This window comes from Roseinatronobacter sp. S2, from assembly GCF_029581395.1.
Taxonomy (GTDB): Bacteria; Pseudomonadota; Alphaproteobacteria; order Rhodobacterales; family Rhodobacteraceae; genus Roseinatronobacter.
Genome location: NZ_CP121113.1, coordinates 46,585 through 72,200 on the forward strand (window position 1 = coordinate 46,585; position 25,616 = coordinate 72,200).

The window sequence follows — 25,616 nt, forward strand, 5'->3', positions numbered from 1 at the left end:
TATGACCCAGCCCCTGCCATCCGCCAATTTCCTGAACGCCCCCTTCCCCGAAGCCAAGGTGCTGGACGGGTTTGACCCCAGCGGGCCAGAGCGTTTTTTCAATCGCGAAATGTCCTGGCTGGCCTTTAACTGGCGGGTGCTGGAAGAAGCGATGAACCCGCGCGTGCCCTTGCTGGAACGTGTGCGGTTTTTGTCCATATCATCGGCCAATCTGGATGAATTCTATACTGTGCGGGTGGCGGGTTTGCGGCAACTGGCGCGGGCGGGCAACAGCAGCCCGTCCGATGATGGCCGCACCCCTGCGGAACAGCTTGTGCTGATCAACGAAGATGCCCGCCGCCTTATGGACAAGCAACAGGAAGTCTGGGTGGTTTTACGCCCCCTTCTGACGGATGCAGGCATCACCATCCTGTCGCACCAAGACCTGACGCAGGGCGACCACACAGCCGCCGCGCAATACTTCCTAGAAAATGTCTTTCCCGTGCTGTCGCCATTGGCGATTGACCCCGCGCACCCGTTTCCGTTCATTCCCAATGCCGGGTTTTCACTGGCCATGGAGTTGGAAGACAAGCGCGGGCGCAAGCTGAACGCATTGGTGCCCATTCCCGGCCAGATCGACCGTTTTCTGCGCCTGCCCGGTGACAGCATCCGCATGTTGCCGCTGGAAGAACTGATTCTTGCGGAAATGGACAACCTGTTTCCCGGCTACCGGTTGCTGGGGTCGTGCACGTTTTCCGTGCTGCGCGACAGCGATCTGGAGGTCGAGGAAGAAGCCGAAGATCTGGTGCGCGAATTCGAAGTGGCCCTGAAACGCCGCCGCAGGGGCGAAGTCGTGCGTATGAAGATTTCCGCAGACGCGCCGCAGGATTTGCGCGACATGGTCATGGAAGAACTGGAAGTATCCGACGCGGAAGTGGTCGAAGTGCGCGGCATCATGGGCATTTCCACACTGAAGGAACTGGTGCTGGATGACCGCCCCGACCTGCTGTGGCCGGGCTTCACCCCGCGCGTGCCCGAACGTGTGCAGGACCACCATGGCGACATGTTCGCGGCCATCCGGCAAAAAGACATGCTGCTGCACCACCCCTATGAGACATTTGACATGGTGGTGCGGTTTCTGGAACAGGCCGCGCGCGACCCTGATGTGCTGGCCATCCGGCAGACCCTGTATCGCACATCGCGCAACAGCCCCATTGTGGCCGCACTGTGCGAAGCGGCCGAGGCGGGCAAATCCGTCACAGCACTGGTCGAATTGAAAGCGCGCTTTGACGAAGCCGCGAATATCCGCCAGTCGCGCAGGCTGGAACGTGCGGGCGCGCATGTGGTTTACGGGTTCGTAAACTACAAGACACACGCGAAAATCAGTGCTGTGGTGCGCCGCGAAGGGGACAAACTGGTCACCTATACCCATTTCGGAACCGGCAATTACCACCCCATCACGGCGCGGATCTACACTGACCTGTCGCTGTTCACCTGTGACGCGGCACTTGGGCGCGATGCGACGCGCGTGTTCAACTATGTGTCGGGATATGCGGAACCGGCAGCGCTGGAAAATCTGGCCATTTCGCCCATTAGCCTGAAGCCGCGCATGTTGCAGCTTATCGCAGCCGAGGCAGAACACGCCCGCGCAGGCAGGCCCGCGCAAATCTGGTGCAAGATGAATTCCATCATCGACCCCGATGTAATTGATGCGCTGTATGATGCCAGCCGCGCCGGTGTGGAAATCAGCCTGATCGTGCGCGGAATTTGCGGGCTGCGTCCGGGCATCAAGGGGCTGTCCGACAATATTCGCGTCAAGTCGGTCGTGGGCCGGTTTCTGGAACATTCGCGCATTGTGTGTTTCGGCAACGGCGCGGGCCTGCCATCCGATCAGGCGCGCGTGTTCATCAGTTCTGCCGACTGGATGGGGCGCAATCTGGTGCGGCGGGTGGAAACGCTGGTGGAAATCATGAACCCCACGGTCAAGGCGCAGATCGTGCGGCAGATCATGGCCGCCAATCTGGCGGATGAAGCGCAAAGCTGGGTTTTGCAACCCGATGGCCCCGCGCTGCGCGTTCTGCCCGGCAAGGGCGAAGAACGCCGCCTGTTCAACTGCCACCGGTTTTTCATGGAAAACCCGTCCCTGTCGGGGCGCGGGTCAGCGGGTGCCGAAGATGTGCCCGAACTGACACATGAAGATGACTGACACAGCCACAGCGCATCACACGAAAAAGGCGCGCCGGTATGGCGCGCCTTTGTTTGCGAATAAATCACGCGTCAGGGTCAGTCGCGCAGCAATTCGTTGATTCCGGTCTTGGAACGTGTCTGCGCATCGACGCGCTTGACGATAACTGCACAATACAGGTTCACACCACCCTTGGACGGCATCGTGCCCGACACGACCACCGAATAGGGCGGCACTTCGCCGTAAGTCACTTCGCCGGTTTCACGGTCCACGATCTTGGTGGATTTGCCGATATAGACACCCATCCCCAGAACGGACCCTTCGCGGATGATGCACCCCTCGACCACTTCGGAGCGTGCGCCGATAAAGCAGTTATCTTCAATGATGGTGGGACCGGCCTGCATGGGTTCCAGCACGCCGCCAATACCCACACCGCCTGACAGGTGCACATTCTTGCCGATCTGCGCACAGCTGCCCACTGTGGCCCATGTGTCCACCATGGTGCCGCTGTCGACATAGGCGCCAAGGTTCACAAAGGACGGCATCAGCACCACGCCGGGCGCGATATAGGCGGATTTGCGCACCACGCAGTTGGGCACCGCGCGAAAGCCTGCGGCTTTCCAGCGGTTCGCACCCCAGCCCTTGAACTTGCTGTCCACCTTGTCCCACCAGCCACCGCCCTGCGGGCCACCTTCATGGGGTTCCATATCCTTGATGCGGAACCCCAGCAGCACGGCCTTCTTGGCCCATTGGTTCACATGCCAGTCGCCATTGTCGCGCCGTTCGGCCACGCGCAGGGTGCCGTTGTCCAGCGCGTCCAGCGTGGCCTCAATGGCGTCGCGCGTCTGGCCGGTGGTGGCGGGGGTGATGCTGTCGCGGGCATCCCAAGCGGATTCGATTGCGGTTTCAAGCGCGGCGGTGTCGGTCATCGGGGACTCCATTCCTCTGGTCATCGGTTTGGCTTGGCTATAGCCTTGGGACAAGCAAACCGCAACTTCCACGCGCAACCGGAGGCCCTTTTGAACGAGAACCCCAAATACCGCACCTTTCCTGACGCAAGCGAAGATATCCGGCACTGGGACGACATTCCCGACACCGCGCAGACACGCCATCCCGCCTATCGTCTGGCATTCGCTGACAAGGATTTCATGCTGCGCGACGAATTGCGCCCCGTGCGGCTGCAACTGGAATTGCTGAAACCCGAATTGCTGATGAATGAACGCGGCATTCAGTCAACAATCGTCATGTTCGGGGGCGCGCGCATTCCCCGCCCCGAACATGCAGATCAGGCCAGCACCCCCACTTTGGCGGGCCTTGCGCGGTTTTATGACGAAGCGCGCGAATTCGCCCGCCTGATGACATTGCGATCCGTGCAAAGCTACGGGCGCGAAGATGTGATTGCCACAGGCGGCGGCCCCGGTGTGATGGAAGCAGGCAATCGCGGGGCCAAGGATGCGGGCGGTGCGTCCATCGGGCTGAATATCGTGTTGCCGCATGAACAGGCGCCCAATGCTTATGTGACACCTGATTTGTGTTTCAACTTCCACTATTTCGCCATCCGCAAAATGCATTTCCTGATGCGCGCCAAGGCGATTGCGGTCTTTCCGGGCGGTTTTGGCACTTTGGACGAATTGTTTGAAACGCTGACGCTTATTCAGACAGACCGCATGCAAAAGATGCCTTTTGTCCTGTTCGGTCGGGAATTCTGGCAAAAGATCATCAACTGGGACGCGCTGGCAGAAGCGGGCACCATCAGCCCCGAAGACCTGAAGCTGTTCCACTTTGTTGAAACAGCCGCAGAGGCGATTGAGATTATCGACAATTTCAAGCCGGACGGGTGTGATTGAGTTAGCGGGGGTGCATAGCATTTTCTGACATCGGGAAAGCTCCAAGGCGCGGAGCAAAGGGCGCAGCCCGCCGCGCCATCGGTGGGCCGTCCCGCGGCCTGCCGATTTGGCTGATGTCATGCCAAGCCTATGATCTTGGGAGTATGCAGCCCGCATAAAGTGAACTTCACTGGCGTCGGATCGGCAGACCCCGGCCCACCGATAGCGCGGGCTTTGTGCAAGGGGACAACCGCCCCCTTCAGACTGGGGCGACCCCGCCCCTACCCCTTGGCCAGTTGTTCCAGCGTGGGGCGGAAGGGTTCGAGCGCATAGCCGTATTTCGCGGGTATCGCGATCAACTCATCCGTAGGGCGCTGGCCTGCCTGACTTAGCGCCCAGACAATCGATGACCGGTTACCGGATGCGCAATAGGCCAGCACAGGGCCGGTGCTGTCGGTCAGGGCCGCCCCTTGTGCGGTCACATTCTCCATGGTGATTGCCCCGCCGATTACGGGATTGACCACAAACCGCAGGCCCGCCCCCTCGACCGCTTGGCCTATGGCATCGGCCTGCACCTCGGGCGGGATTTCCCCGTCGGGGCGATTGCAGATGATTGTGGTAAACCCCGCCTCGGCAAGGGTTGCCACATCCTCTGGCGTAATCTGGGGCGATACGGCGTAACTGTCGGTCAGGTGGCGAATGTCCATCAAGTGCTCCTGCTGGGTCAGAGTGCGGCAAGCTTGTCGATGCGCACACGGATTGGCGTTGCGACAAGCATACCGCCGATCATGGCAAGGATAAAGACGATCCCGCCGGTCCCCCCCCAACTGAGTGATGCAATCGCAGGTCCGGGGCACAAGCCCACCAACCCCCAACCCGCACCAAACAGCACAGACCCCACAACAAGGTTATGCCCCAGCCGCGGGTCGGGTTTGGACGGGAATGGCACGCCGACAAGCGATTGCGCGCGACGCGTAGTCATGTTCCACGCCAGCAGCATGGGCAAAATGGCCCCGCCCAGCACGAATGCCAGTGTCGGGTCCCATGCGCCGAAAATATCCAGCCAGCCCTGAACCTTGGTTGTGTCGGTCATGCCCGACACCAGCAAACCCGCGCCAAACAGCCCGCCAGATGCGGCGGCAAGTAATACACGTTGCATCAGATCACCCCCAGAACATGCCGGAACAGCACCATCGCGATACCACCTGCAAGCAGGTAGAACACGGTCGCAACAATGCCGCGCAGCGAAAACCGCGAAATGCCGCAAACCCCGTGACCGGATGTGCAGCCATTGGCCAGCCTTGTGCCAATGCCTACCAACAGCCCGCCTGCAACCACAATCCACAGGTTATTCGTGATGTTGGTCGTCACCTCGACGTTATAGAAGGGCAGCAGAAGCGCAGGCACCACAACCAGCGCCGCCAGAAAGGCCAGCCGTTCATCCCAGTTGGACAATCCGCTGCGGTCCACAAGCCCGCCGATAATGCCGCTTGCGCCCATGATACGGCCATTGCCCAGCAGGAATATCGCCGCCGACACCCCAATCATAAGGCCGCCGACAAGGCCCCAAATCCAGTCAGTTTCAATCATGTTATCAGTCCTGTTCGCATGGAAGCGCGGCAGATGTGACTGCCGCGCCTGTGTCTGTGTGATGTTGGGGTATTCAAAGTTTGTTAACCGGCACTTTCAGATAGACGGTGCCGTTTTCTTCGGCGGGCGGCATCTGGCCTGCGCGCATATTCACCTGCAAGGATGGCACGATCAGGCGCGGCATGGCCAGTTGGGCGTCGCGTTCATTGCGGGCGCGCACGAAATCATCCTTGGATTTGCCGCTTCCCACATGTTTGTTCATGCGTTTTTGCGCACCAACAGTGGTTTCCCAAGCATAGGTGTCGCGCCCTTCGGCCTTGTAGTCATGGCCCACAAAAATGCGGGTTTCATCGGGCAGGGACAGGATTTTCTGGACCGAATCCCACATGGTTTCCGCCGATCCGCCGGGGAAGTCACAGCGCGCCGTGCCAAAATCCGGCATGAACAACGTGTCCCCCACAAAGGCCGCATCGCCGATCACATAGGTCAGGCAGGCGGGGGTGTGGCCGGGTGTGTGCATGACATCGCCGCGCATCTGGCCAATATGGAAACTGTCGCCATGCTTGAACAGCGCGTCAAACTGCGAGCCGTCGCGCTGGAATTCGGTCCCTTCATTGAAGACCTTGCCGAATGTGTCCTGAACAATGCGGATATTCTCGCCAATGGCAATTTTGCCCCCCACACGTTCCTGAATATAGGGCGCGGCGGACAAATGGTCGGCATGGACATGGGTTTCCAGCAGCCATTCGACCTCATAGCCCTTGTCCTTCACAAAGGCCACAACAGCATCTGCCGAACCTGTGTCTGTCCGGCCAGAGGCATAGTCAAAATCCAGAACCGAATCCACGATCGCGCATTTCGCGCTGCTGGGGTCGCGCACGACATAGGTGACCGTGAATGTGGCTTCGTCAAAAAATGCGGTGACTTCGGGGTGCATGGTGCGTTCTCCGTTTTCATGTCTAAGATGCAATATAGCCACCCCGCGACATATTGCAATAATCGAATGTATTTTTCCCCTCACAAAGTGATGCGCGCGGCATCTACACCTTCAGGGCCATGGACGGTGACAGCACATCAATCCCCTGCGCCTTGCCAACTGCATAATAGGTCAGGTGGCCTGCGTGGGTGTTCAGCCCTGCCAGCAGATGCGCATCATCTTCGCATGCCTGCCGCCACCCTTTGTTTGCCAGTGCCAGCATGAAGGGCATGGTCGCATTGCCCAGCGCAATCGTGGAACTGCGCGCCACCGCGCCGGGCATATTGGCCACGCAGTAATGCATGATTCCGTCCACCGCATAGATCGGATCGGCATGTGTGGTCGCATGCGATGTTTCAAAACACCCGCCTTGATCAATCGCCACATCCACCAGCGCCGCACCCGGTTTCATGCGCGACAGTTGCGTGCGGGTAATCAGCTTGGGGGCTTCGGCACCGGGTATCAGAACCGCGCCGATAACCATATCGGCCTGCTCCACCAGTTCTGCCGTGTTGCCCTTGGACGCGTAGCTGGTCTTGAACACCCCGCCAAAGGCATCATCCAGATAGCGCAGTCGCGCCAGCGACATGTCCAGCACCGTGACATCCGCGCCCATTCCTGCCGCAATGCGCGCCGCATGGGTGCCCACAACGCCGCCGCCAATCACGACAACACGCGCGGGCGCAACACCGGGCACACCGCCCATCAGCACCCCGCGCCCGCCATTGGCCTTTTGCAAGGTCCATGCCCCGACTTGCGGGGCCAGCCGCCCCGCCACCTCGGACATGGGGGCCAGCAGGGGCAGGCCACCTGCACGGTCGGTCACGGTTTCATAGGCGATGGCGGTCACACCGCTGGCCAGAAGATCGCGGGTTTGCGGCCCGTCCGGTGCCAGATGCAGATAGGTGAATAATATCTGCCCTTCGCGCAATTGCTGGCGTTCCCCCGCCTGTGGTTCCTTGACCTTGACCTTGACCACAAGTTCTGCGCGGGCAAAAATTTCTTCCGCCGTATCCACAACATCTGCACCGATTGCGCGGTAGGCGTCATCTTCAAACCCTGCACCCTGTCCGGCACCTGTTTCAACGACAACCTGATGGCCATGGGCAATGGCTTCTTGTGCGGCAACAGGTGTCAGCCCGACACGGTATTCCTGTGGCTTGATTTCCCTGGGGCAACCAATAAGCATTTTGAACCTCCCTATATTTATAGTTCGCACAATATCGCCCTTGCGGGGTGAATTCTTGACAATTCCGCGGATTGGGCGGTAAATCGCAAAAGATTTTTGCGTAAACTACTTCATTTCCGGCAAAGGATTGCGCTGCGATGCAGCTAGATGACACAGATCGCCGTATTTTGCGGGTCTTGCAAAAACAGGGGCGCGTCACAAATGCCGAACTGGCCGAACTGGTCAACCTGTCGCCGTCGGCCTGTCACCGACGGGTTCAGCGGCTGGAAGCTGACGGGATTATTGCAGATTATGTCGCCCTGCTGGACCGCAGACGCATAGGCCGCGCGACAGTCGTGTTTGTGGAAATCAAACTGTCGGGCCAAAGCGAAGAGATCCTTGACGCGTTCGAGCGAGAGGTCGCGCGCGTGCCCGATGTGCTGGAATGCCACCTGATGGCCGGCACGGCCGATTACCTGCTGAAGGTCATTGCAGCAGACAGCGATGATTTCGCGCGCATTCACCGCCGCTACCTTAGCCGGTTGCCCGGCGTTGTGCAGATGCAATCATCATTTGCATTGCGCAACGTGGTCCAGACAACCGCCATAGATATTTAAAGAACGTCCCGCGTTACTTCGCCTTCAACGTATCGCGGATTTCGATCAGCAGTTCTTCGGCGGTCGGGCCTTTGGGGGCTTGGGCGGCCGGTGCTTCTTCTTTCTTGTTGATGGAACTGATCCTGTTGATGGTCCTGACCAGCAGGAACACAACCCATGCAATGATCAGGAACTTGATGATCGCGTTGATGAAATTGCCGATCATGAACTGGGCCTCGCCCAGACCGAAGCTGACCTCGCTGAAATCAACGCCGCCCACAAAAACACCGATAAGCGGGTTCACAAGATCATCCACCAACGATGTCACGATCGCGGTGAATGCTGCACCAATAATGATACCAACGGCCATATCCATGACATTTCCGCGTGTGATAAAGGTCTTGAACTCTTTAAACATGGGCTTTCTCCTGATTATCCATGATTAAATATTATGCACCGCCGACCCCCGCACTGAAAAGCGCAAATTAACCCTGTCGGGGCATAACAGGGCGTCCTGGCCACACCGCATATGCCCCTGAATGCCGCCATTTCCGCTGACAAATGCGTTTTAGCCGCGACGGATATTGCGAGGGCGCGCGTTCTGTGGCAATGACATCTTACGCAAACCAAACTGGAAAGTTCAGTAGATGCCGGATTATGCAACTCGTCGCACCATGATGGTTGATACGCAAGTGCGCCCGTCGGATGTAACCAAATTCACGATCATTGGCGCAATGCTGCGCATCCCGCGCGAAGTGTTTGTGCCCGATGCGCTGCGCGAAGCGGCCTATGTGGGTGAAAACATTACGCTTGGCGACAATCGCGTGCTGCTTGATCCGCGCACCTTGTCCAAAATGCTGGACATGCTGGACGTGAACCGGACTGAACTGGTGCTCGATATCGGGTGCGGGACAGGATATTCCGCTGCAATTCTGGCGCAGTTGGCACAGGCCGTAGTCGCGGTCGAGGAAGATGACGCGCTTGCGCAGGATGCGGAAACCGCACTGGCCCATGTCGGCGCAGAAGCCGTGATCGTGCACAAAGGCCCCCTGACCGAAGGTGCGCCCGATCACGCCCCCTATGATGCCATGATCGTGCAAGGCGGGGTGTCGGAATTTCCCGCCGCGCTGACCCGGCAATTGCGTGAAGGGGGCCGTGTGGTCTGTCTGTTCATGCAGGGGCAATTGGGGGTTGTCCGCCTTGGTGTGCGGCAGGGCGACCAGATTGCATGGCGGGATGTGTTCAATGCCGCCGCGCCCGTTTTGCCGGGCTTTGAAAAACAGGAAGCGTTCACTTTCTGACCGGATCGGGCGGCGCTGAATTCGCCCGGTCACCATAATCGAGCAACGCTTGAAAGGGCAGAAATGTTCAGAACTACACTCGCCGCGTTCACCATTGCGTGCAGCACAGCACTTGCAGGCCTGCCTGTCGCTGCGCAATCGCTGGCAGATACCTTCATCAACGCCTATCAGAATTCCGACCTGCTGGAACAGAACCGCGCGGTTCTGCGCGCCGCAGACGAAGATGTGGCACTTGCGATTGCGTCCTTGCGGCCGGTGCTGAACTTTGTCGCCCAGACGCGTGGAGAGCGGCGCATTACCGGCGCGCTGGAGCAAGAAACCCTAAGCGCATCCGTCAGCCTGTCGGCGGAAATTACCCTGATCGATTTCGGGCGCGGCGCGCTGGCGCGGCAATCTGCCGAAGCGCTGGTCATGGGAACACGGCAGGCGTTGCTGAATGTGGAACAACAGGTGCTTCTGGATGCCGTGCGCGCCTTCATGGATGTGCGCAGCGCCGTGGAAACCGTGACCCTGCGCCAGACCACCATGCGCCTGACGCAGCAGGAACTGAATGCGGCACAGGAACGTTTTGAACTGGGCGAGATTACGCGCACTGATGTGTCACTGGCCGAAGCCCGCCTTGCCGCCGCCCGCAGCCAGCTTGCCGCCGCCGAAGGCGATCTGGCCGTCGCGCGCGAAGAATACAAACTGGCCACGGGGCGTCACCCCGGCCAGTTGCGCCAACCCCCTGCGCTGCCCACATTGCCATCATCGCTACAGGCCGCGCAGGATATTGCCCGCAACACCCACCCATCTGTGAAACAGGCCCAGTTTGAAGCGACCGCTGCCGAATTGAACGCCGAACGCGCCGCTGCACAACGCCACGGCAGCGTGACAGCCGATGCCAGCATCGGGGTCACATCGGATTTGCTGAACAGCGGGCCAAGCACGCGATCAGCCTCGGCGGGGGTGCGGTATGCGCGCCCGATCTATCAGGGCGGCGCCATCAGCGCGCAGCACCGTCAGGCCCTGGCGCGGCGGGATGCGGCGCGGTCAGGCATGCACCGCAGCGTGGCGCAGGTCATTCAGAATGTGGCTGTGCAATGGGCCAATCTGGATGTTGCCCGCGCCCGCATTGCAGCCAGCCAGCAACAGGTGCGCGCAGCACAAAACGCATTTGAAGGAACCCGCGAAGAAGCCCGCCTTGGCGCACGCACAACGCTGGACGTTCTGAACGCGGAAAACGACCTGATGGATGCGCGCACAGTCCTGTTGCAATCACAGGCCGGTGTGCAGGTGGCAAGCTACGGGTTGATGGCGGCAATGGGTTTGCTGACAGTTGATCATTTGCGTCTGGGCATTCCGACCTATGACCCCGAAGCCTACTATAACGCCGTGCGCAACGCGCCCGTCACATCGCAACAAGGCGAGGCGCTGGACCGTGTTTTGCGGGCCATCGGGCGGGAATAAACACCGCCCCGACACCCCAGGCACAAGCTGTTGTGACTTGTCACCAGCGGCATAAGGGTCATGTTTTGCACATATGAAGCAAGACATGAGGAATGATATGCCGATATCAAAACGCCGGATCGCAGCCGTTTGCGCCGTCACCGCGACCCTGTCCATACCCGCGAATGCCCAGCCCGCATTCGATCTGGAAACCGTAGCCACCGGCCTGAACAGTCCGTGGGCCATGGCCTTCTTGCCCGACAGCGGCGACATGATCATCACCAAGCGCGGTGGTGACATTGTGTTGCTGGACCACAATAGCGGCGAGATGCAGCCCGTCAGCGGCGCGCCGGATGTTGACACGCGCGGTCAGGGCGGGTTGCTGGACATCGCGCCCGCCCCCGATTTTGCGCAATCGGGGCTGGTTTACATGACATGGGCCGGACGCGTGGGCGGCCAGAATTCAACAACCCATCTGGGGCGCGCGCGTCTGGACCGCGATGAAAGCGCGCTGGTCGATCTTGAAGTGCTGCACAGCGTCAGCCCCGCCATTGATTCTGGTGCGCATTTCGGGTCGCGCATCGTGTTTTCTGACGGGTATGTCTTTGCCGGTTTCGGGGATCGCGGGTCCAAGGAATTCGGGCCGGACCATATTTCGCAAGACCTGTCGAGCGAGAATGGCGCCGTTATCCGCCTGACGATGGATGGCGACATTCCCGCCGACAACCCCTTTGTCGATGACGAAGGGGCGGCGGGGGCAATCTGGTCTTATGGCCACCGCAATATTCAGGCCATGACCCTGCACCCTGACACCGGCGACATCTGGCTGGCCGAACATGGCGAAGCGGGCGGCGATGAGGTCAACATCGTTGAACGCGGCGGCAATTACGGCTGGCCGCTGGCAGCCAATGGCGTGACCTATCGCGGGGGCGAACGGTTTGCCGAACCGCATCAGGACGGCGACGGGTTCATTGCCCCCGCCTATGTCTGGCCCGCAGGGCGCGATGACCACTTTCCGCCATCAGGCATGACCTTCTATACAGGCGATGCCTTTCCCGACTGGCAGGGGCATTTGCTGATTGGCAACCTGTTTCACCAGTATCTGGGGCTGTTCACCGAAGACGACGGCACGCTGGAGCCGGTGGCCCGCCTGCTGGATGGCGAGGGGCACCGCATTCGCGATGTCGCGGTCGACCCGCAGGACGGGACCATCTATGTGCTGGCCGATGGTGACAATGTGCCATTGATGCGGATTGTTCCGGCACCCTGACCGAAACACGGGCAAATTTGCCAATTCTTCGGGAATTCAGGAAGCTCTGTCAGTGAAAACGGTGCTGGCATGGCCCATTGCGGCCATGCTACGCGTGAATAACCCTTCCCGACGGAGCACCACCATGACCGCAGATGCCACGCGCCCGCCATCGCCGCGCTACTATGTGCCCACCGGCGGGCTGCCGCCGCAATCGCAACTGACGACAGACCGCGCAATGTTTACCGAAGCCTTTGCCATTATCCCCAAAGGCACGCTTTCGGACATTGTGACCAGTTCCCTGCCGTTCTGGACAGGTGCGCGGTTCTGGGTTCTGGCCAGACCGCTTAGCGGATTTGCCGAAACATTCTCGCAATACATCGTTGAACTGGCCCCTGATGGCGGCAGCGACCGCCCCGAAACCGACCCGCAGGCCGAAGGCGCGCTGTTTGTCGTTGAAGGGGGGCTGAGTGTCCGCATTGGCGGGGAAACCCATACGCTTGGCGCTGGCGGGTTCGCGTTTGTGCCCGCAGGCAGTGACTGGACCCTGCGCAATGACAGCGGCGGCAAAACCGTGTTCCACTGGATTCGCAAACGCTATCAGGCACTGGACGGGCTGGACCATCCCGAACCGTTTGTCGCGCAGGAACAGGACATCCCCCCGGCCCCCATGCCGGACACTAATGGTGCATGGGCCACAACGCGGTTCATGGACCCCGCAGATATGCGCCATGATATGCATGTGACCATCGTGACCTTGCAGCCGGGCGCAAGCATTCCGTTTGATGAAACCCATGTCATGGAACACGGGCTGTATGTGTTGCAGGGCAAGGGCGTCTACCATCTGAACCAGCAATGGGTCGAGGTGGAAGCAGGGGATTTCATGTGGCTGCGCGCGTTCTGCCCACAAGCCTGCTATGCGGGCGGCCCCGTGCCGTTTCGCTACCTGTTATACAAGGACGTGAACCGACACGCCATCCTGCCCTGACCTGTCGCCCTTCATGCAGAACGTGGCCGGATCTGGTTGAACCCTCCGGTTGGGTGATGTTGGCCTTTTGCTGCCGTTGAGGCCATGGACAAAGCCCGCGCCAGCGGTGGGCCGGGGTATGCCGATCCGGCGTTGGTGAAGCTCACTTTATGCACGCTGCATATTCCTGTGTTCCAAGGCTTGGCGTATCAGCAGAGTAATCGGCAGGCCGCGGGACGGCCCACCGATGGCGCGGCGGGCTTCGCCCTTTGCTCCGCGCCTTGGGAAACTCCAACTTCCGCTTCAGGCCAGGCTTAACCAGCCTTGCAGTTCCATCCGACATGACACAGCTTTTGCACGATGCGCTACTCCTCCTCTGTCGGCGCGTCTGGCAGCGGGGCAATATCGTCGGCCATTGTTTGCATGGGCATATCATCAGCGATGGCGAAATCGGGCGTGTCCGCATCCGGGTCTTGGCCTGTATCAATCCCGTCCATGCCAACAGGACAGACAGGCAGAATGCGGGCTGCGGACACAGGCAGGGTAAAGGGCGCATCGTAATCGTCTGTCATGTCACCGGGCTGGCTGGTCAGGCGCACGGCACGCTGGCCACGCGCCTGCCCCAGTCGGGCCTTGGCGATCACCTGCCCTTTCAGCGTTTCAAGTGACAGCGCTTCCAACGCGCTTTCGGGCAGGCACAGCACATCGCCGCGCTTCAGGGTCGATACTGCCGATAGCTTCATCTGCATCCGGCACAAAATGGCATCAAGCTGCACTTCAGCCGCACAAACCGTCGCTTCCAGTCGCGCGGCCCATTGTGCTTTTTCGGTGGTTTCATGTTCCGCGCCCGCCAGTTCCTGCGCGAACGCCCTGTCGGGCAAAACAAGATACAGATCCCCTGCGCGCGGGCCGTGGCCGAATTGCACGCGCAGCCGAAGTATCTGATAGGGCACATCTTCCAGCAAAACACCAAGCGGGCGCGGATCATCCAGAAATGACCCGTAGACATAGCCCGCAAACTGGCTTTCCCGCGCCCCTGTCCCTGCCAGCCGTCGGGCAATCTGCTGGAACAAGGTATCGATCAACGGGGCCAGCAGGGCCGCATCGGTGCGCGTCGGCTTGCGCGGGTTGGGCGCTGTATCTGCGACGCGTGCGGTTGTGACGGCTTCGACCAGCCCGGCCATCATACTGTGACACATCACCGCCAGCCCGATTCTGTCCTGCCCCCCTTCCAGCAGGGACAGGAACATGCCCGGTTCGGCAATTTCCACAACTTCCGCCAGACTGGCGGGATACATCTTCACCGAGTTTACGGTTGCATCCAGCCCGCGACATGTCTGCGCCATGCGCCCGAAGGCCACACGAATCGCCCCGTCAAAGGCCGAGTTCTCGGCACCGGCGGCGGCACGCGTCCGTCCGGCCATCCGTTCCAAAGGATTTTGCCGATCCGTCTGGTTGTTCTGTTCCGCTTCTGCCTGATCCATCGTGCACTGTCACCCGTTTGCCGTTTATCATTGGGGCAAAAAGGTTAGCAAACTCTGAAACGCAGTGCTGTTTCGGGCAGTTTTTGCCGATGCACGGGGCAAATCACCGCGCGTCAGACCTGACAGGCGGGCAGGCTGCGTGTGAAACCGGCAATGTCATTGCGTTTGCTGGCGTTGCGCAGTGGCGGCCAGTCCTTGGCCACACCGCCCCAGTTTCCGGGGCCACCGACGACAACCTGATCGCGTTCCACCGCTTGTGCGGCGATGCGCGACGCGCAGCGCAAATTCGTCTCGCCGTCATAAAGCCCGTTGGGATGGCTAAGGTCACAGCCGTAATGGCGCGCTGACGTGGGCCAGATTTGCAGCAAACCGCGATACCGGCCACCGGCACCCGCCGCTTCGGGGCGCCATGTGCTTTCGTATCCGGCCAGACCGGAAAAAAGCGCGGTCCAGAATGCCTTGCGCCCTTCGTCATCGGCGGCTTCATATCCGGGGCAGAAATTGTCGATGTCTTCTGGCACTGTCTCGACCAATGCGCGCCCTTCATGATCCAGGGCTTCGAACTGGGCGGTGGTCCACAATGTTGCTTCGGGGCGGTGGTCCCAGCGGGTTACGATTTCAGGGCCTTCATTTTGGTCAGTAGCCTGAACCATACATCCCCCCAGAAGTGTTACCAACACAGCAACAGCCGACAGGCGAAAAGGCAAAATGCAAGTCATCAGATTTCCGAATATGGCGCAGCACCGAAATGCGCTGCAACGCGGCACTCCGTGATTCGGCCCTGAAACACAATTCACGCGCCTGAGAGTATGCCAAAATCGGCGAAACCCCGCCCAATTCGTGCCCCTTGCTGCGCAGCCGCCCTGCCGCTAGAAGGCAGAAACAGGACAGCCACAGGAAAATGCGCCAATGCTTGATCTGACCTATGAAGCACCCGAAGTCAAAACCCTATCCGGCGCGACCGGAGAATGGGAACTGGTGATCGGCATGGAAATTCATGCGCAGGTGGCCAGCCAGTCCAAACTGTTTTCCGGGGCCTCGACCAAATTCGGGGCGGAACCCAATTCGAACGTTGCCTTTGTGGATGCGGCCATGCCCGGCATGTTGCCGGTTGTGAATGAATTCTGCATCGCGCAGGCTGCGCGCACAGGGTTGGGGCTGAAGGCGCAGATCAACCTGCGTTCAGCCTTTGACCGCAAGAACTACTTTTACCCCGATCTTCCGCAGGGCTACCAGATCAGCCAGCTGTATCACCCGCTTGTCGGCGAGGGCGAAGTTCTGGTGGAAATGGGGCCGGGTATTGCGCGACTGGTGCGGATAGAACGTATCCATGTGGAACAGGACGCGGGCAAATCCATCCATGACATGGACCCGAACATGAGTTTCGTGGACCTGAACCGCACGGGCGTCGCGCTGATGGAAATCGTTAGCCGCCCCGATATTCGCGGGCCGGAAGAAGCCGCCGCCTATGTCACCAAGCTGCGCCAGATCCTGCGGTATTTGGGCACTTGCGATGGCAATATGCAAAACGGCAACCTGCGCGCCGATGTGAACGTGTCCGTCTGTCGCCCCGGCCAGTATGAGAAATATCAGGCCACGCAGGATTTCGGCCATCTGGGCACGCGCTGCGAAATCAAGAACATGAATTCCATGCGCTTCATTCAGGCCGCGATTGATTATGAGGCCCGCCGCCAGATCGCCATTCTGGAAGATGGCGGCAGTGTGGTGCAGGAAACGCGTCTGTATGACCCGGACAAGGGTGAAACACGATCCATGCGGTCCAAGGAAGAAGCGCATGATTACCGCTATTTCCCCTGCCCCGACCTGCTGCCGCTGGAAATTGAACAGGCGTGGGTCGATGATATTGCAGCCACCCTGCCGGAATTGCCCGATGACAAGAAAGCGCGCTTCATGCGCGATTTCGGGCTGACCGATTATGATGCAAGCGTCCTGACCGCCGATGTGACCAATGCCGCGTTTTTCGAGGCCGTGGCCGATACCGCCGGTGATGGCAAGCTGTCCGCAAACTGGGTCATCAATGAATTGTTCGGCCGCCTGAAGAAAGAAGGGCATGACATCAGTGCAAGCCCTGTGTCCGCCGATCAACTGGCGGGAATCATCAAGCTGATCAAATCGGGCGACATTTCGGGCAAGATCGCCAAGGATGTGTTCGAGATCGTCTATACCGAAGGCGGCGATCCTGCGCAGATCGTGGAGGACCGCGGGCTGAAGCAGGTGACAGACACTGGCGCGATTGAAAAAGCCGTGGATGACATCATCGCGTCCAACCCCGCGCAGGTGGAAAAGGCCAAACAGAACCCCAAACTGGCAGGCTGGTTCGTCGGACAGGTCATGAAAGCCACGGGCGGCAAGGCCAACCCCCAAGCCGTGAACGAGATTGTCACCGCCAAACTGGGGCTGTAGCAGCTTGCACGGAACTTCCGCGTGACCGCGGCGGCAATACTGCCGCGGCACGCGAAGCGTTGCAAAAAAACACAGCTTTTCAGCGGTGCAAGCGAATTAATTGTTTGGAATGTATTTTTAGCGTATGCAGATACGTCCTTCGGCGGGATTTTGCCCGTTGATGTGGCGGAGCAGTCCCAAGCGCAAAATAATAATAGCGCCCCAAAAGTCGAGATTTGTATCATGAACCTGATCAGAACAGCGCTTGTCGCAATTGCCCTGTTGTCCCAGCCTGCATTTGCAGAAAGCCCGCGCATTTTTGGCAGTATCGGCAGCCAGCTCTCCGTCGGTTCGACCGAAGGGCAGGTGCGCTATATCGGCGATCCGTATATCTGGGGCCTGCAACCCGTGGTCGGCCTGTCGGCGGCGGCCAACAGTTCGGGCTATATTGGTGTCGGTGCCGCATATACGTTGCGGTCACAACAAGGCGGCCTGTTCGCACGCCTGACGGGTCTGGCCGGCGTCCAGAAACGCGGGAATGGGCGTGATGTGGGCGGCCCGGTCCAGTTTCGGACATCTCTGGATGTGGGCTACAAGACAGCGACTGGCCTGGAATTCGGGATCGGGGCGGACCACCGTTCCAGCGCAGGCATTTACAAGCCGAATCCGGGCCTGAATACCGCATATCTGTTCACGACTGTGCCATTGCGCTGATCCGGCGGGACCACGATGTTGCACCTTCCGACAGTCTGACATAGACGCAGCGGATAAAATGTGCCCCTTGGTGGTGTGATAAGGACAGGAATGCCATGCAGTCTTATGAATACCTCGCTGTGCCCGCGCCCGTGAAGGGGCAGAAGATCAAAGGGTTGAAAACACCCGGCGAACGCTACGCGCACCAGTTGACAGTGCTGCTGAATGACCTTGCCCGCGAAGGGTGGGAATACTGGCGCGCGGATTGCCTGCCCAGCGAGGAACGCAAGGGTCTGACAGGAACCTTAACCGTTCACAACAACATGCTGATCTTCCGCAGACCCAGCGCAGAAACGCTGGCAGAACACCCCCAGATAACAGAGCCGCGCGCCGCCGCACCGATGGAACCAGTGCTGAACACACAAACCGGCCCGCGCCCGATACATGAATCGCGGCGCGAACCGCAGTTTCGGGATGCAGCCCCGCGCCCCGAATCTGGCGAGACGCCGGAACGCTGATCAGGCCCCAATATCCAGCGATAATGCGTGAATGCGGTTGACCAGTTCCGCCCCCAGCGCGGCATGAACAGCCCGATGACGCGCGACACGCGACTGGTCGCGAAACCCCTCGGCGCGGATCATGACGTTGAAATGCGTCTGCCCGCCTTCACGCCAACCGGCATGACCGCGATGGCTTTCGCTGTCATCAACGACCTGTAACTGCGCTGGATTGAACGCGGCTTGCAGTTTTGCCTCGATTTGATCACGAATATGCATGGTTTCTCGCTGCCCTCTTCTAACCTGACGAAAATATAACTAAGCTGCTGCCTCCGAGTCGGAAAGGCCCGCACTACGTTTTCATTGCTATACAGCACCACCGACACCAAACACAGGCAACAGCAGGTTTAGGCATGGATCGCAAATCCCCTTTTGATTTTGACATTCGCGCGTCCAGCGACAAGAAAAAGCGCACTCGCGGACGGCGCGGCATGTCAGGGGCATGGGAAACCTCTGTCCGGCAGTGCGAGCATCCGGGCTGCGAGGAATCTGGGCAATATCGTTGCCCGAAATCACCCGACCAGTTGAACGAGTATCTTTGGTTTTGCAAAGACCATGCACGCGAATACAATCTGAAGTGGAACTACTTCGATGGTCAGACCGAATCCGAGATGATGGACGCCATGGAACGCGACCGCGTCTGGGGGCGGGCGACACAACCGTTGGGCAGCAAGGATGAACGCCTTGCATGGCAACGCCTTGGCATCGAAGATCCGCATCAGGTGCTGGGTGACAACGCAACCCGAAACCCCGGCAGGGCGACCAGTGGTGCCGCATCGCGCAAACTGCCGCCGACCGAACGCCGCGCATTGGAAATTCTGGATGCCCGCGACACATGGACACGCCCGGAGATTCGCAAGCAATACAAAAACCTTGTGAAAGACCTGCACCCTGATCGCAATGCAGGCGCCCGAAGCGATGAAGACCGCCTGCAAGAAGTGGTCTGGGCGTGGGACCAGATCAAGGAAAGCCGCAATTTCCGCGATTGATGGCGTGTTGTTGCGCGCACGGGTTTGCGCCTTGTCAGATGCGCGTCAGCGCGATGGCCGTTCAACAGGCGTGGCAATGGTGGCGCGAATGGTGGCACCATGCTTTCTGGCCAGTTGCCAGATCGCGAAAAGCGGGGCTGTGGTGCGGCGCGCGGGCGCGGTACAAGCCGCATCCAGACCATCAAAAACACCTTCAAGCTGGCGTATTGTGCGCAAGTCGTTGACGATATCGTTCGCCATGATCCGGCCCGATGAACCCGCGCGATTGCCCTTGTCACGTTCCTGCATTGATATTCCTTTCACTTCAGGGACAGTTCCCGTGATTCCAGCATGCAGCAAGAAGCTTGTGATTTGGTTATTGCCGCGAATCTTGTCAGTCTGATGAAATTTTCATGGATTATCGGCTTTTCCCTCTTGCGGCGGGAAACGATAGTTTGTAAGTCGCGCATACCGAAAACGGGGCGGGCGTAGCTCAGGGGTAGAGCATAACCTTGCCAAGGTTAGGGTCGTGAGTTCGAATCTCATCGCCCGCTCCAATTTCGAAAACAGGCGGCCTTCGGGCCGCCTTTTTCGTTTTATGCCCAATTCCGTAGCACTATCGTTGCATGACCGAGTCTTGCCTTGCCGCAACCGGCCACAAGGGAAGGTCAAGATATTTTTCCACCTGCCGCCGCAAATATTTCCGTTGACGAAGCCCCCTACTATACGTCAAGTTGTGCATATCGCCGCAAGACCTACCACATGTAGTAAGAACAAGCTGCAAAGGTGGGCAATGAGGCAGGGATATAGGAAAAGTGGATAAACATGTCACCGGATGAATATGCCGGTGAAGAACGTGTTTCATATCGCTGCCTGCGTCACTGACCGTTGAAATTGCGGCACTTTCAAACGGGGTTTCCCCGAAAAACCTTGAAGCGATATAAGGGACGTCAGGCAGATGATCATCGAGCGGCATTTTACCAACGCAGGACAAGACGCATACGCAGCCCTGGAATTCACCACGACAGTGTCGGAAATCCGGAACCCGGACGGAACTGTGGTGTTTTACAACGGCGCAGTAGAAGTGCCGCGCAACTGGTCACAAGTCGCATCTGATGTGATTGCACAGAAATATTTTCGCAAGGCAGGCGTTCCTGCACGGCTGAAGCGCGTGGCCGAAAAGGGCGTGCCGGAATTCCTGTGGCGCTCGGTCGCGGATGAAAAAGCGCTGGCGGACCTGCCCGAAGACGAACGCTATATCGGCGAGACATCGGCGAAACAGGTCTTTGACCGGCTGGCCGGTGCATGGGCCTATTGGGGCTGGAAGGGCGGTTATTTCAAAACCGAATCCGACGCGAGTGCCTATTTCGACGAGATGCGCTTTATGCTGGCCGCGCAGATGGCCGCACCAAACAGCCCGCAATGGTTTAACACCGGCCTGCATTGGGCTTATGGCATTGACGGTCCCAGCCAGGGGCATTTTTACGTCGACCCCTTCACCCACAAGCTGGTGAAATCGAAATCAAGCTATGAACACCCCCAGCCGCATGCCTGTTTCATCCAAAGTGTCAGCGATGATCTGGTGAATGAAGGCGGGATCATGGATCTTTGGGTGCGTGAAGCGCGCCTGTTCAAATATGGTTCCGGCACGGGAACCAACTTCAGCTCGTTGCGTGGTGAAGGCGAGAAACTGTCGGGCGGCGGTAAATCCTCTGGGTTGATGGGTTTCCTGAAAATCGGTGATCGCGCTGCTGGCGCGATCAAGTCGGGCGGGACCACGCGCCGCGCGGCCAAGATGGTGATCTGCGATATGGACCATCCCGATATCGAGGAATTCATCAACTGGAAGGTGATCGAAGAACAAAAGGTCGCCTCTCTTGTTGCCGGTTCCAAATTGCACGAAGCGCGTCTGAATGAAATTTTCGGCGCAATCCGTGCTTGGGACGGCAGCACAGAGGATGCCGTCGACCCAGGCAAGAACCCTGCGCTGAAGGCGGCAATCAAAACCGCCAAGAACCGCATGATCCCCGAAACCTATGTGGGCCGCGTGCTGCAATATGCGCGTCAGGGCTATGGCAGCATCGAATTCCCGACCTATGACACCGATTGGGATTCGGAAGCCTATGTCACCGTGTCGGGCCAGAACTCGAACAATTCCGTTCGCGTGACCGATGCGTTCTTGCAGGCCGTCAAGGATGATGCCGATTGGGCATTGCTGCGCCGCACCGATGGCAAGGTTGCCAAGACCATCAAGGCACGCGACCTGTGGGACCAAGTGGGCCATGCGGCATGGGCCTGTGCCGATCCGGGCATCCAGTTTCACGACACGGTAAACGCGTGGCACACCTGCCCTGCCGATGGCGCGATCCGCGGGTCGAACCCGTGCTCGGAATACATGTTCCTGGATGACACCGCCTGCAACCTTGCGTCGATGAACCTGCTGAAATTCTATGACAGCAAAACGTTCAACGCCGAAGGCTATATGCACGCTACACGCCTTTGGACAATTACGCTGGAAATCAGCGTGATGATGGCGCAATTCCCGTCCAAGGAAATTGCACAGCGATCCTATGAATTCCGCACGCTGGGTCTGGGCTATGCCAATATCGGCGGGTTGCTGATGAATATGGGCTTTGGCTATGATTCCGCCGAAGGCCGCGCATTATGCGGCGCGCTGACCGCGCTGATGACAGGCGTTGCTTACGCGACATCTGCGGAAATGGCGTCGGAACTGGGCGCGTTCCCCGGCTACAAGAAAAACGCAGATCACATGCTGCGCGTGATCCGCAACCACCGCCGCGCCGCCTATGGCAATGAAAGCTATGAAGCGGTGAATGTGGCCCCTGTTACCCTTGATGCGGCAAACTGCCCCGATGTGCGTCTGGTCGATCTGGCCCGTGCCGCATGGGACGAAGCCCTGACACTGGGCGAGGCGCATGGCTACCGCAACGCACAATCCACAGTGATTGCGCCCACCGGCACAATCGGGCTGGTCATGGATTGCGACACCACCGGCATTGAACCTGATTTCGCGCTGGTCAAATTCAAGAAGCTGGCCGGTGGCGGGTATTTCAAGATCATCAACCAGTCAGTGCCGGCCGCCCTGCGCAAACTGGGCTACCGCGAATCGGAAATCGCGGAAGTCATCGCCTATGCGGTGGGCCATGGCAGCCTTGGTCAGGCACCGGGCATCAACCATACCAGCCTGATCGGCCACGGCTTTGGCGAGGCAGAGATCACCAAGATCGAAAAAGCCCTGCCTTCGGCATTCGACATCCGGTTCGTGTTCAACCAATGGACGCTGGGCGAGGCATTCTGCCGCGAAACGCTGGGCATTCCGGCAACAGAGCTGAACAACCCCGGCTTTGACCTGCTGCGCCATCTGGGCTTTACCAAGGCGCAGATTGACGCCGCCAATGACCATGTCTGCGGCACCATGACACTGGAAGGCGCGCCCTACCTGAAGGACGAACATATTTCGATCTTCGATTGCGCGAACCCGTGTGGCAAGAAAGGCAAGCGCTTCTTGTCGGTGGACAGCCATATCTACATGATGGCGGCTGCACAGTCGTTCATCTCGGGGGCGATTTCCAAAACCATCAACATGCCCAACACGGCCACGATCGAGGAAACGCTGGCGGCCTATGAACTTAGCTGGTCGCTGGGCATCAAGGCAAATGCGCTGTATCGCGACGGGTCCAAACTGTCGCAGCCGCTGGCGGCAGCCCTGATCGATGATGATGAAGAGGCCGAGGAAATTCTGGCAAGCGGATCAACGCAGGAAAAAGCGCAGGTTCTGGCCGAAAAAATTGTCGAGAAGATCATCATCAAGGAAGTCATCCGCCGCGACCGCCAGAAACTGCCGGAACGCCGCAAGGGCTACACCCAGAAGGCCGTTGTCGGTGGTCACAAGGTCTACCTGCGCACAGGCGAATATACCGATGGCAAACTGGGCGAGATTTTCATCGACATGCACAAGGAAGGTGCGGGTTTCCGCGCGATGATGAACAATTTTGCCATCGCCGTGTCGGTGGGTCTGCAATATGGTGTGCCGCTGGAAGAATTTGTCGATGCCTTCACCTTCACCCGCTTTGAACCGGCAGGCATGGTGCAGGGCAATGACAGCATCAAGAACGCGACATCAATTCTTGACTATATCTTCCGTGAACTGGCCGTCAGCTATCTGGACCGCACCGATCTGGCCCATGTCAAACCCACAGGCACCAGCTTCGATGATCTGGGCGGGGGCGAGCATGAAGGCATTCGCAACGTTAGCGAACTGTCCGACGATGCGGCGTCGCGGTCGCTGGAAGTGCTGCGCCAGATCAGCTCTACCGGATATCTGCGCAAGCGCCTGCCACAGGAACTGACGGTGTTGCAGGGCGGGCAATCCACAACGGCCTATGCCACGGATGGCACCGCCGCCGTGTCCATGGAAACCAGCAAGTCGGAAACCCTGACTGTCGCCACAATGGACCCCCGCGCCAAAGCCCGCATTCAGGGCTATGAAGGCGACCCCTGCGGCGAATGCGGCAACTACACATTGGTGCGCAACGGGACCTGCATGAAGTGCAACACCTGCGGCGGGACCAGCGGGTGTAGCTAATGACCCAGGTTGTGTCACTTGTTGTCAGCCTTCGGAATTTCTTGCGAATTTTCGAAATGCCGTCAAAAAGCGAAACAAACGGGAATGTGGCTTCCTCTCTGAACGATCCGTTACCTGATTTGATTTCAGAGAGTTGGCCGGGGTCGCGTTAGGCACAGAAGCGCTTTGAGCGGGCCAGAACACAGCAAGAAGATGGTCGGGCGGGGGAAACTCCGTCCGATTTTCCGTTCTGGGGCCGCTGCCAGAATTCGGAAGTTCATACGGGCGGAAACTCCGTCAGCGTATCCGGTATTGCGGCCACCGTGTTCATGGGTTGAGAAACAGGCCGTGCCGGCACAGACCCTGAACACACGCCCAAGAATGCGCCGGTTCACGGCCATGTGCGCTTGCTGATGGATGTCTAGCTGTCACGCGCGGTTATTGCCGCACCATCGGCCAACGTGCTGCTGGGGTAAAGGACCACCCGCGCGCCTTCGGCCAACCCGTCCAGAACCTCTGCATGGCTGTTCGCTTGTCGCCCAATCCGCAAGGGCCGCAAGTGCGCACGGCCTGCTTCCTCGACAAAAACAGCCCATCCGGTGCCATGACGGAACAGCGCGGCCTGCGGGACTTGCAGCACGGCTTCTTCGTGCCACAATATCAGGCGGGCATGAACGCGAAAGCCCTCGCCCAGACCGGGGCGGTCTTCGGGTGGGGTCAGAAGGTCAAGCCGCAGACGCACGCGCTGTTCCTCGATTCCCAATGCAGAGACGCGGGTGAAGGCCGCAGGCTCTATCCGGCGCAGGCGGGCTTCCAGTTCCCCCTCGCCGCCCCAGCGTTCGATTATGGCCCGTGCCTGGGGTGGCACGCGCACTGCATCGGCGGATAGCAGGTCCAGTTCAACCTCCATCTCGTCCAGATTGCCGATGGTCAGAAGGGGGGCGCCTGCCTGAACCAGCCGCGCGCTGCGGTCGCTGACCGCCAGCACAATTCCGGTCTGCGGCGCAAGAATGCGCTGGCAACATTCGCCCGGCCCGGCGGAAGGGTCGAACAGCGCCTGTGGTCCCATCAACTGGGCCTGTGCGCGGTCCAGTGTGGCGCGGTTCAGGTCCAGCTGGGACTCTGCCGCCGCCCGCGCCTGTTCCGCCGCTTGATAGGTCGCCTCGATGTCTTCCAGCATGCGCTGGGCAATCGTGCCCCGCGCGGCCAGTGTGCGCCCGCGTTCAAGCTGGGTTGCGGCATGGGCAAGTTCGGTTTCTGCCTGACGCAGGTTTGTCTCGGCCAGTGCCACGGCGGCTTGCGCTTCGGCCACGGCGGCTTCGGCCTGCGCGCGGGCGCGCGCGTCCATCAAGGCCGGATCGGCGGGCTGGATAACCGCCACCACTGTTTCCCCTGCCCGCACGGTGTCACCCACTTCTACGGGGGAACGGGTGACAGTGCCTGTGATGGGGGCTGCGATGGCATAGGGGGCGCGCACGCGGGTCACGCCCTGCGCCTGAATCGTGCCCTGCATTGGCCCGCGGGCGACAATGGCCAGATCAACCGGTGTCGGTTGCGGCCACAGCGCCCAGACCAGCGCCCCTGCCAGTGCGGCCCCGATCAGCCCCAGTCCCAGCTTGCGCATCATGCTCATTGCGTTCTCTCCATCATTCGTGCGCCTG

The 25,616-nt window shown here is 59.5% G+C and carries 24 protein-coding genes and 1 tRNA gene; 13 read left to right on the plus strand and 12 right to left on the minus strand.

Features of this window, described 5'->3' with window-relative positions:
* The first annotated feature begins 1 nt into the window (after position 1).
* Entirely contained in the window at positions 2–2,185 is a 2,184-nt protein-coding gene (locus tag P8S53_RS00215) for an RNA degradosome polyphosphate kinase (protein ID WP_277805156.1), read from the plus strand.
* A gap of 77 nt (positions 2,186–2,262) precedes the next feature.
* Here the strand turns inward: P8S53_RS00215 and dapD are convergent, their stop codons facing one another.
* Positions 2,263–3,093, minus strand: coding sequence for a 2,3,4,5-tetrahydropyridine-2,6-dicarboxylate N-succinyltransferase (gene dapD, locus P8S53_RS00220; protein WP_277805157.1), 831 nt, complete (start codon positions 3,091–3,093; stop codon positions 2,263–2,265).
* A gap of 138 nt (positions 3,094–3,231) precedes the next feature.
* On the opposite strand from dapD, the gene P8S53_RS00225 reads away from it, so the two are divergent.
* Positions 3,232–4,011 carry an LOG family protein gene (locus P8S53_RS00225; protein ID WP_306417842.1) on the plus strand — a complete coding sequence of 260 codons (780 nt, stop codon included), beginning with the start codon at positions 3,232–3,234 and terminating at the stop codon, positions 4,009–4,011.
* Between the two features lie 260 nt (positions 4,012–4,271).
* Here P8S53_RS00225 and P8S53_RS00230 read toward each other — a convergent pair whose 3' ends face one another.
* From P8S53_RS00230 to ald, 5 genes are all read right to left on the minus strand, one after another.
* Positions 4,272–4,697, minus strand: a complete 426-nt coding sequence (locus P8S53_RS00230; RefSeq protein ID WP_277805159.1) for a TIGR01244 family sulfur transferase — start codon at positions 4,695–4,697, stop codon at positions 4,272–4,274.
* A gap of 17 nt (positions 4,698–4,714) precedes the next feature.
* The gene (locus P8S53_RS00235; protein WP_277805160.1) at positions 4,715–5,149 is read right to left on the minus strand and encodes a DUF6691 family protein; all 435 of its coding nucleotides are present in this window, start codon (positions 5,147–5,149) and stop codon (positions 4,715–4,717) included.
* Entirely contained in the window at positions 5,149–5,577 is a 429-nt protein-coding gene (locus tag P8S53_RS00240; RefSeq protein WP_306417843.1) for a YeeE/YedE family protein, read from the minus strand. Before P8S53_RS00240 ends, P8S53_RS00235 begins: the two co-directional genes overlap by 1 nt.
* Before the next feature lie 76 nt (positions 5,578–5,653).
* Positions 5,654–6,517, minus strand: coding sequence for an MBL fold metallo-hydrolase (locus P8S53_RS00245; protein WP_277805162.1), 864 nt, complete (start codon positions 6,515–6,517; stop codon positions 5,654–5,656).
* A 103-nt stretch (positions 6,518–6,620) separates the two neighbouring features.
* Positions 6,621–7,745 carry an alanine dehydrogenase gene (gene ald, locus P8S53_RS00250; RefSeq protein WP_277805163.1) on the minus strand — a complete coding sequence of 375 codons (1,125 nt, stop codon included), beginning with the start codon at positions 7,743–7,745 and terminating at the stop codon, positions 6,621–6,623.
* Positions 7,746–7,882: 137 nt separating this feature from the next.
* Here ald and P8S53_RS00255 point away from each other — a divergent pair, with 137 nt between their 5' ends.
* Positions 7,883–8,341, plus strand: coding sequence for an Lrp/AsnC family transcriptional regulator (locus P8S53_RS00255; protein ID WP_277805164.1), 459 nt, complete (start codon positions 7,883–7,885; stop codon positions 8,339–8,341).
* Positions 8,342–8,354: 13 nt separating this feature from the next.
* On the opposite strand, the gene mscL is transcribed toward P8S53_RS00255, so the two are convergent.
* Positions 8,355–8,738: a large conductance mechanosensitive channel protein MscL gene (gene mscL / locus P8S53_RS00260; protein WP_277805165.1), complete on the minus strand. Its 384-nt coding sequence runs from the start codon at positions 8,736–8,738 to the stop codon at positions 8,355–8,357.
* A gap of 229 nt (positions 8,739–8,967) precedes the next feature.
* Here mscL and P8S53_RS00265 point away from each other — a divergent pair, with 229 nt between their 5' ends.
* From P8S53_RS00265 to P8S53_RS00280, 4 genes are all read left to right on the plus strand, one after another.
* Positions 8,968–9,621, plus strand: coding sequence for a protein-L-isoaspartate O-methyltransferase (locus P8S53_RS00265; protein WP_277805166.1), 654 nt, complete (start codon positions 8,968–8,970; stop codon positions 9,619–9,621).
* 63 nt (positions 9,622–9,684) lie between these two features.
* Positions 9,685–11,070 (plus strand): TolC family outer membrane protein, encoded by a 1,386-nt coding sequence (locus P8S53_RS00270; protein WP_277805167.1) that lies wholly within the window; start codon positions 9,685–9,687, stop codon positions 11,068–11,070.
* A 97-nt stretch (positions 11,071–11,167) separates the two neighbouring features.
* Positions 11,168–12,319 (plus strand): PQQ-dependent sugar dehydrogenase, encoded by a 1,152-nt coding sequence (locus tag P8S53_RS00275; protein WP_277805168.1) that lies wholly within the window; start codon positions 11,168–11,170, stop codon positions 12,317–12,319.
* A 124-nt stretch (positions 12,320–12,443) separates the two neighbouring features.
* Complete coding sequence (locus P8S53_RS00280; protein WP_277805169.1) at positions 12,444–13,286, plus strand: bifunctional allantoicase/(S)-ureidoglycine aminohydrolase; 843 nt, start codon at positions 12,444–12,446, stop codon at positions 13,284–13,286.
* A 344-nt stretch (positions 13,287–13,630) separates the two neighbouring features.
* Here P8S53_RS00280 and P8S53_RS00285 read toward each other — a convergent pair whose 3' ends face one another.
* The gene (locus tag P8S53_RS00285; RefSeq protein ID WP_277805170.1) at positions 13,631–14,749 is read right to left on the minus strand and encodes a FliM/FliN family flagellar motor C-terminal domain-containing protein; all 1,119 of its coding nucleotides are present in this window, start codon (positions 14,747–14,749) and stop codon (positions 13,631–13,633) included.
* 113 nt (positions 14,750–14,862) lie between these two features.
* Positions 14,863–15,402, minus strand: coding sequence for a hypothetical protein (locus P8S53_RS00290; RefSeq protein ID WP_277805171.1), 540 nt, complete (start codon positions 15,400–15,402; stop codon positions 14,863–14,865).
* Positions 15,403–15,658: 256 nt separating this feature from the next.
* Between P8S53_RS00290 and gatB the strand changes: the two genes are divergently transcribed.
* The 3 genes from gatB (at position 15,659) to P8S53_RS00305 (ending at position 18,363) form a co-directional block, all read left to right on the plus strand.
* On the plus strand, positions 15,659–17,173 hold the full coding sequence (gatB, locus tag P8S53_RS00295) for an Asp-tRNA(Asn)/Glu-tRNA(Gln) amidotransferase subunit GatB (protein ID WP_277805172.1): 1,515 nt from the start codon (positions 15,659–15,661) through the stop codon (positions 17,171–17,173).
* A 222-nt stretch (positions 17,174–17,395) separates the two neighbouring features.
* Positions 17,396–17,866, plus strand: coding sequence for an acyloxyacyl hydrolase (locus tag P8S53_RS00300; protein WP_277805173.1), 471 nt, complete (start codon positions 17,396–17,398; stop codon positions 17,864–17,866).
* Positions 17,867–17,961: 95 nt separating this feature from the next.
* Positions 17,962–18,363 carry a hypothetical protein gene (locus P8S53_RS00305; protein WP_277805174.1) on the plus strand — a complete coding sequence of 134 codons (402 nt, stop codon included), beginning with the start codon at positions 17,962–17,964 and terminating at the stop codon, positions 18,361–18,363.
* On the opposite strand, the gene P8S53_RS00310 is transcribed toward P8S53_RS00305, so the two are convergent.
* A complete protein-coding gene (locus P8S53_RS00310) occupies positions 18,364–18,621 on the minus strand; it encodes a BolA family transcriptional regulator (protein WP_277805175.1) in 258 nt (85 codons plus the stop codon). It abuts the gene before it with no gap.
* A gap of 134 nt (positions 18,622–18,755) precedes the next feature.
* Between P8S53_RS00310 and P8S53_RS00315 the strand changes: the two genes are divergently transcribed.
* A complete protein-coding gene (locus tag P8S53_RS00315) occupies positions 18,756–19,391 on the plus strand; it encodes a J domain-containing protein (protein ID WP_277805176.1) in 636 nt (211 codons plus the stop codon).
* 45 nt (positions 19,392–19,436) lie between these two features.
* On the opposite strand, the gene P8S53_RS00320 is transcribed toward P8S53_RS00315, so the two are convergent.
* Positions 19,437–19,679, minus strand: a complete 243-nt coding sequence (locus tag P8S53_RS00320; RefSeq protein ID WP_277805177.1) for a hypothetical protein — start codon at positions 19,677–19,679, stop codon at positions 19,437–19,439.
* A gap of 173 nt (positions 19,680–19,852) precedes the next feature.
* On the opposite strand from P8S53_RS00320, the gene P8S53_RS00325 reads away from it, so the two are divergent.
* Positions 19,853–19,927: transfer RNA gene (locus tag P8S53_RS00325), tRNA-Gly, on the plus strand.
* A gap of 401 nt (positions 19,928–20,328) precedes the next feature.
* Positions 20,329–23,976, plus strand: coding sequence for a vitamin B12-dependent ribonucleotide reductase (locus tag P8S53_RS00330; RefSeq protein WP_277805178.1), 3,648 nt, complete (start codon positions 20,329–20,331; stop codon positions 23,974–23,976).
* Between the two features lie 400 nt (positions 23,977–24,376).
* Here the strand turns inward: P8S53_RS00330 and P8S53_RS00335 are convergent, their stop codons facing one another.
* Positions 24,377–25,588, minus strand: a complete 1,212-nt coding sequence (locus P8S53_RS00335) for an efflux RND transporter periplasmic adaptor subunit (protein ID WP_277805179.1) — start codon at positions 25,586–25,588, stop codon at positions 24,377–24,379.
* Positions 25,589–25,616 lie beyond the last annotated feature (28 nt).

What these genes read in the sequence shown, in the direction of transcription:
- P8S53_RS00215 (WP_277805156.1), top strand. Translation starts at nt 2, where the DNA reads ATGACCCAGCCCCTGCCATCCGCCAATTTCCTGAACGCCCCCTTCCCC.
- dapD (WP_277805157.1), bottom strand. Translation starts at nt 3,093, where the DNA reads ATGACCGACACCGCCGCGCTTGAAACCGCAATCGAATCCGCTTGGGAT.
- P8S53_RS00230 (WP_277805159.1), bottom strand. Translation starts at nt 4,697, where the DNA reads ATGGACATTCGCCACCTGACCGACAGTTACGCCGTATCGCCCCAGATT.
- P8S53_RS00235 (WP_277805160.1), bottom strand. Translation starts at nt 5,149, where the DNA reads ATGCAACGTGTATTACTTGCCGCCGCATCTGGCGGGCTGTTTGGCGCG.
- P8S53_RS00245 (WP_277805162.1), bottom strand. Translation starts at nt 6,517, where the DNA reads ATGCACCCCGAAGTCACCGCATTTTTTGACGAAGCCACATTCACGGTC.
- ald (WP_277805163.1), bottom strand. Translation starts at nt 7,745, where the DNA reads ATGCTTATTGGTTGCCCCAGGGAAATCAAGCCACAGGAATACCGTGTC.
- P8S53_RS00255 (WP_277805164.1), top strand. Translation starts at nt 7,883, where the DNA reads ATGCAGCTAGATGACACAGATCGCCGTATTTTGCGGGTCTTGCAAAAA.
- mscL (WP_277805165.1), bottom strand. Translation starts at nt 8,738, where the DNA reads ATGTTTAAAGAGTTCAAGACCTTTATCACACGCGGAAATGTCATGGAT.
- P8S53_RS00265 (WP_277805166.1), top strand. Translation starts at nt 8,968, where the DNA reads ATGCCGGATTATGCAACTCGTCGCACCATGATGGTTGATACGCAAGTG.
- P8S53_RS00270 (WP_277805167.1), top strand. Translation starts at nt 9,685, where the DNA reads ATGTTCAGAACTACACTCGCCGCGTTCACCATTGCGTGCAGCACAGCA.
- P8S53_RS00275 (WP_277805168.1), top strand. Translation starts at nt 11,168, where the DNA reads ATGCCGATATCAAAACGCCGGATCGCAGCCGTTTGCGCCGTCACCGCG.
- P8S53_RS00280 (WP_277805169.1), top strand. Translation starts at nt 12,444, where the DNA reads ATGACCGCAGATGCCACGCGCCCGCCATCGCCGCGCTACTATGTGCCC.
- P8S53_RS00285 (WP_277805170.1), bottom strand. Translation starts at nt 14,749, where the DNA reads ATGGATCAGGCAGAAGCGGAACAGAACAACCAGACGGATCGGCAAAAT.
- P8S53_RS00290 (WP_277805171.1), bottom strand. Translation starts at nt 15,402, where the DNA reads ATGGTTCAGGCTACTGACCAAAATGAAGGCCCTGAAATCGTAACCCGC.
- gatB (WP_277805172.1), top strand. Translation starts at nt 15,659, where the DNA reads ATGCTTGATCTGACCTATGAAGCACCCGAAGTCAAAACCCTATCCGGC.
- P8S53_RS00300 (WP_277805173.1), top strand. Translation starts at nt 17,396, where the DNA reads ATGAACCTGATCAGAACAGCGCTTGTCGCAATTGCCCTGTTGTCCCAG.
- P8S53_RS00305 (WP_277805174.1), top strand. Translation starts at nt 17,962, where the DNA reads ATGCAGTCTTATGAATACCTCGCTGTGCCCGCGCCCGTGAAGGGGCAG.
- P8S53_RS00310 (WP_277805175.1), bottom strand. Translation starts at nt 18,621, where the DNA reads ATGCATATTCGTGATCAAATCGAGGCAAAACTGCAAGCCGCGTTCAAT.
- P8S53_RS00315 (WP_277805176.1), top strand. Translation starts at nt 18,756, where the DNA reads ATGGATCGCAAATCCCCTTTTGATTTTGACATTCGCGCGTCCAGCGAC.
- P8S53_RS00320 (WP_277805177.1), bottom strand. Translation starts at nt 19,679, where the DNA reads ATGCAGGAACGTGACAAGGGCAATCGCGCGGGTTCATCGGGCCGGATC.
- P8S53_RS00330 (WP_277805178.1), top strand. Translation starts at nt 20,329, where the DNA reads ATGATCATCGAGCGGCATTTTACCAACGCAGGACAAGACGCATACGCA.
- P8S53_RS00335 (WP_277805179.1), bottom strand. Translation starts at nt 25,588, where the DNA reads ATGAGCATGATGCGCAAGCTGGGACTGGGGCTGATCGGGGCCGCACTG.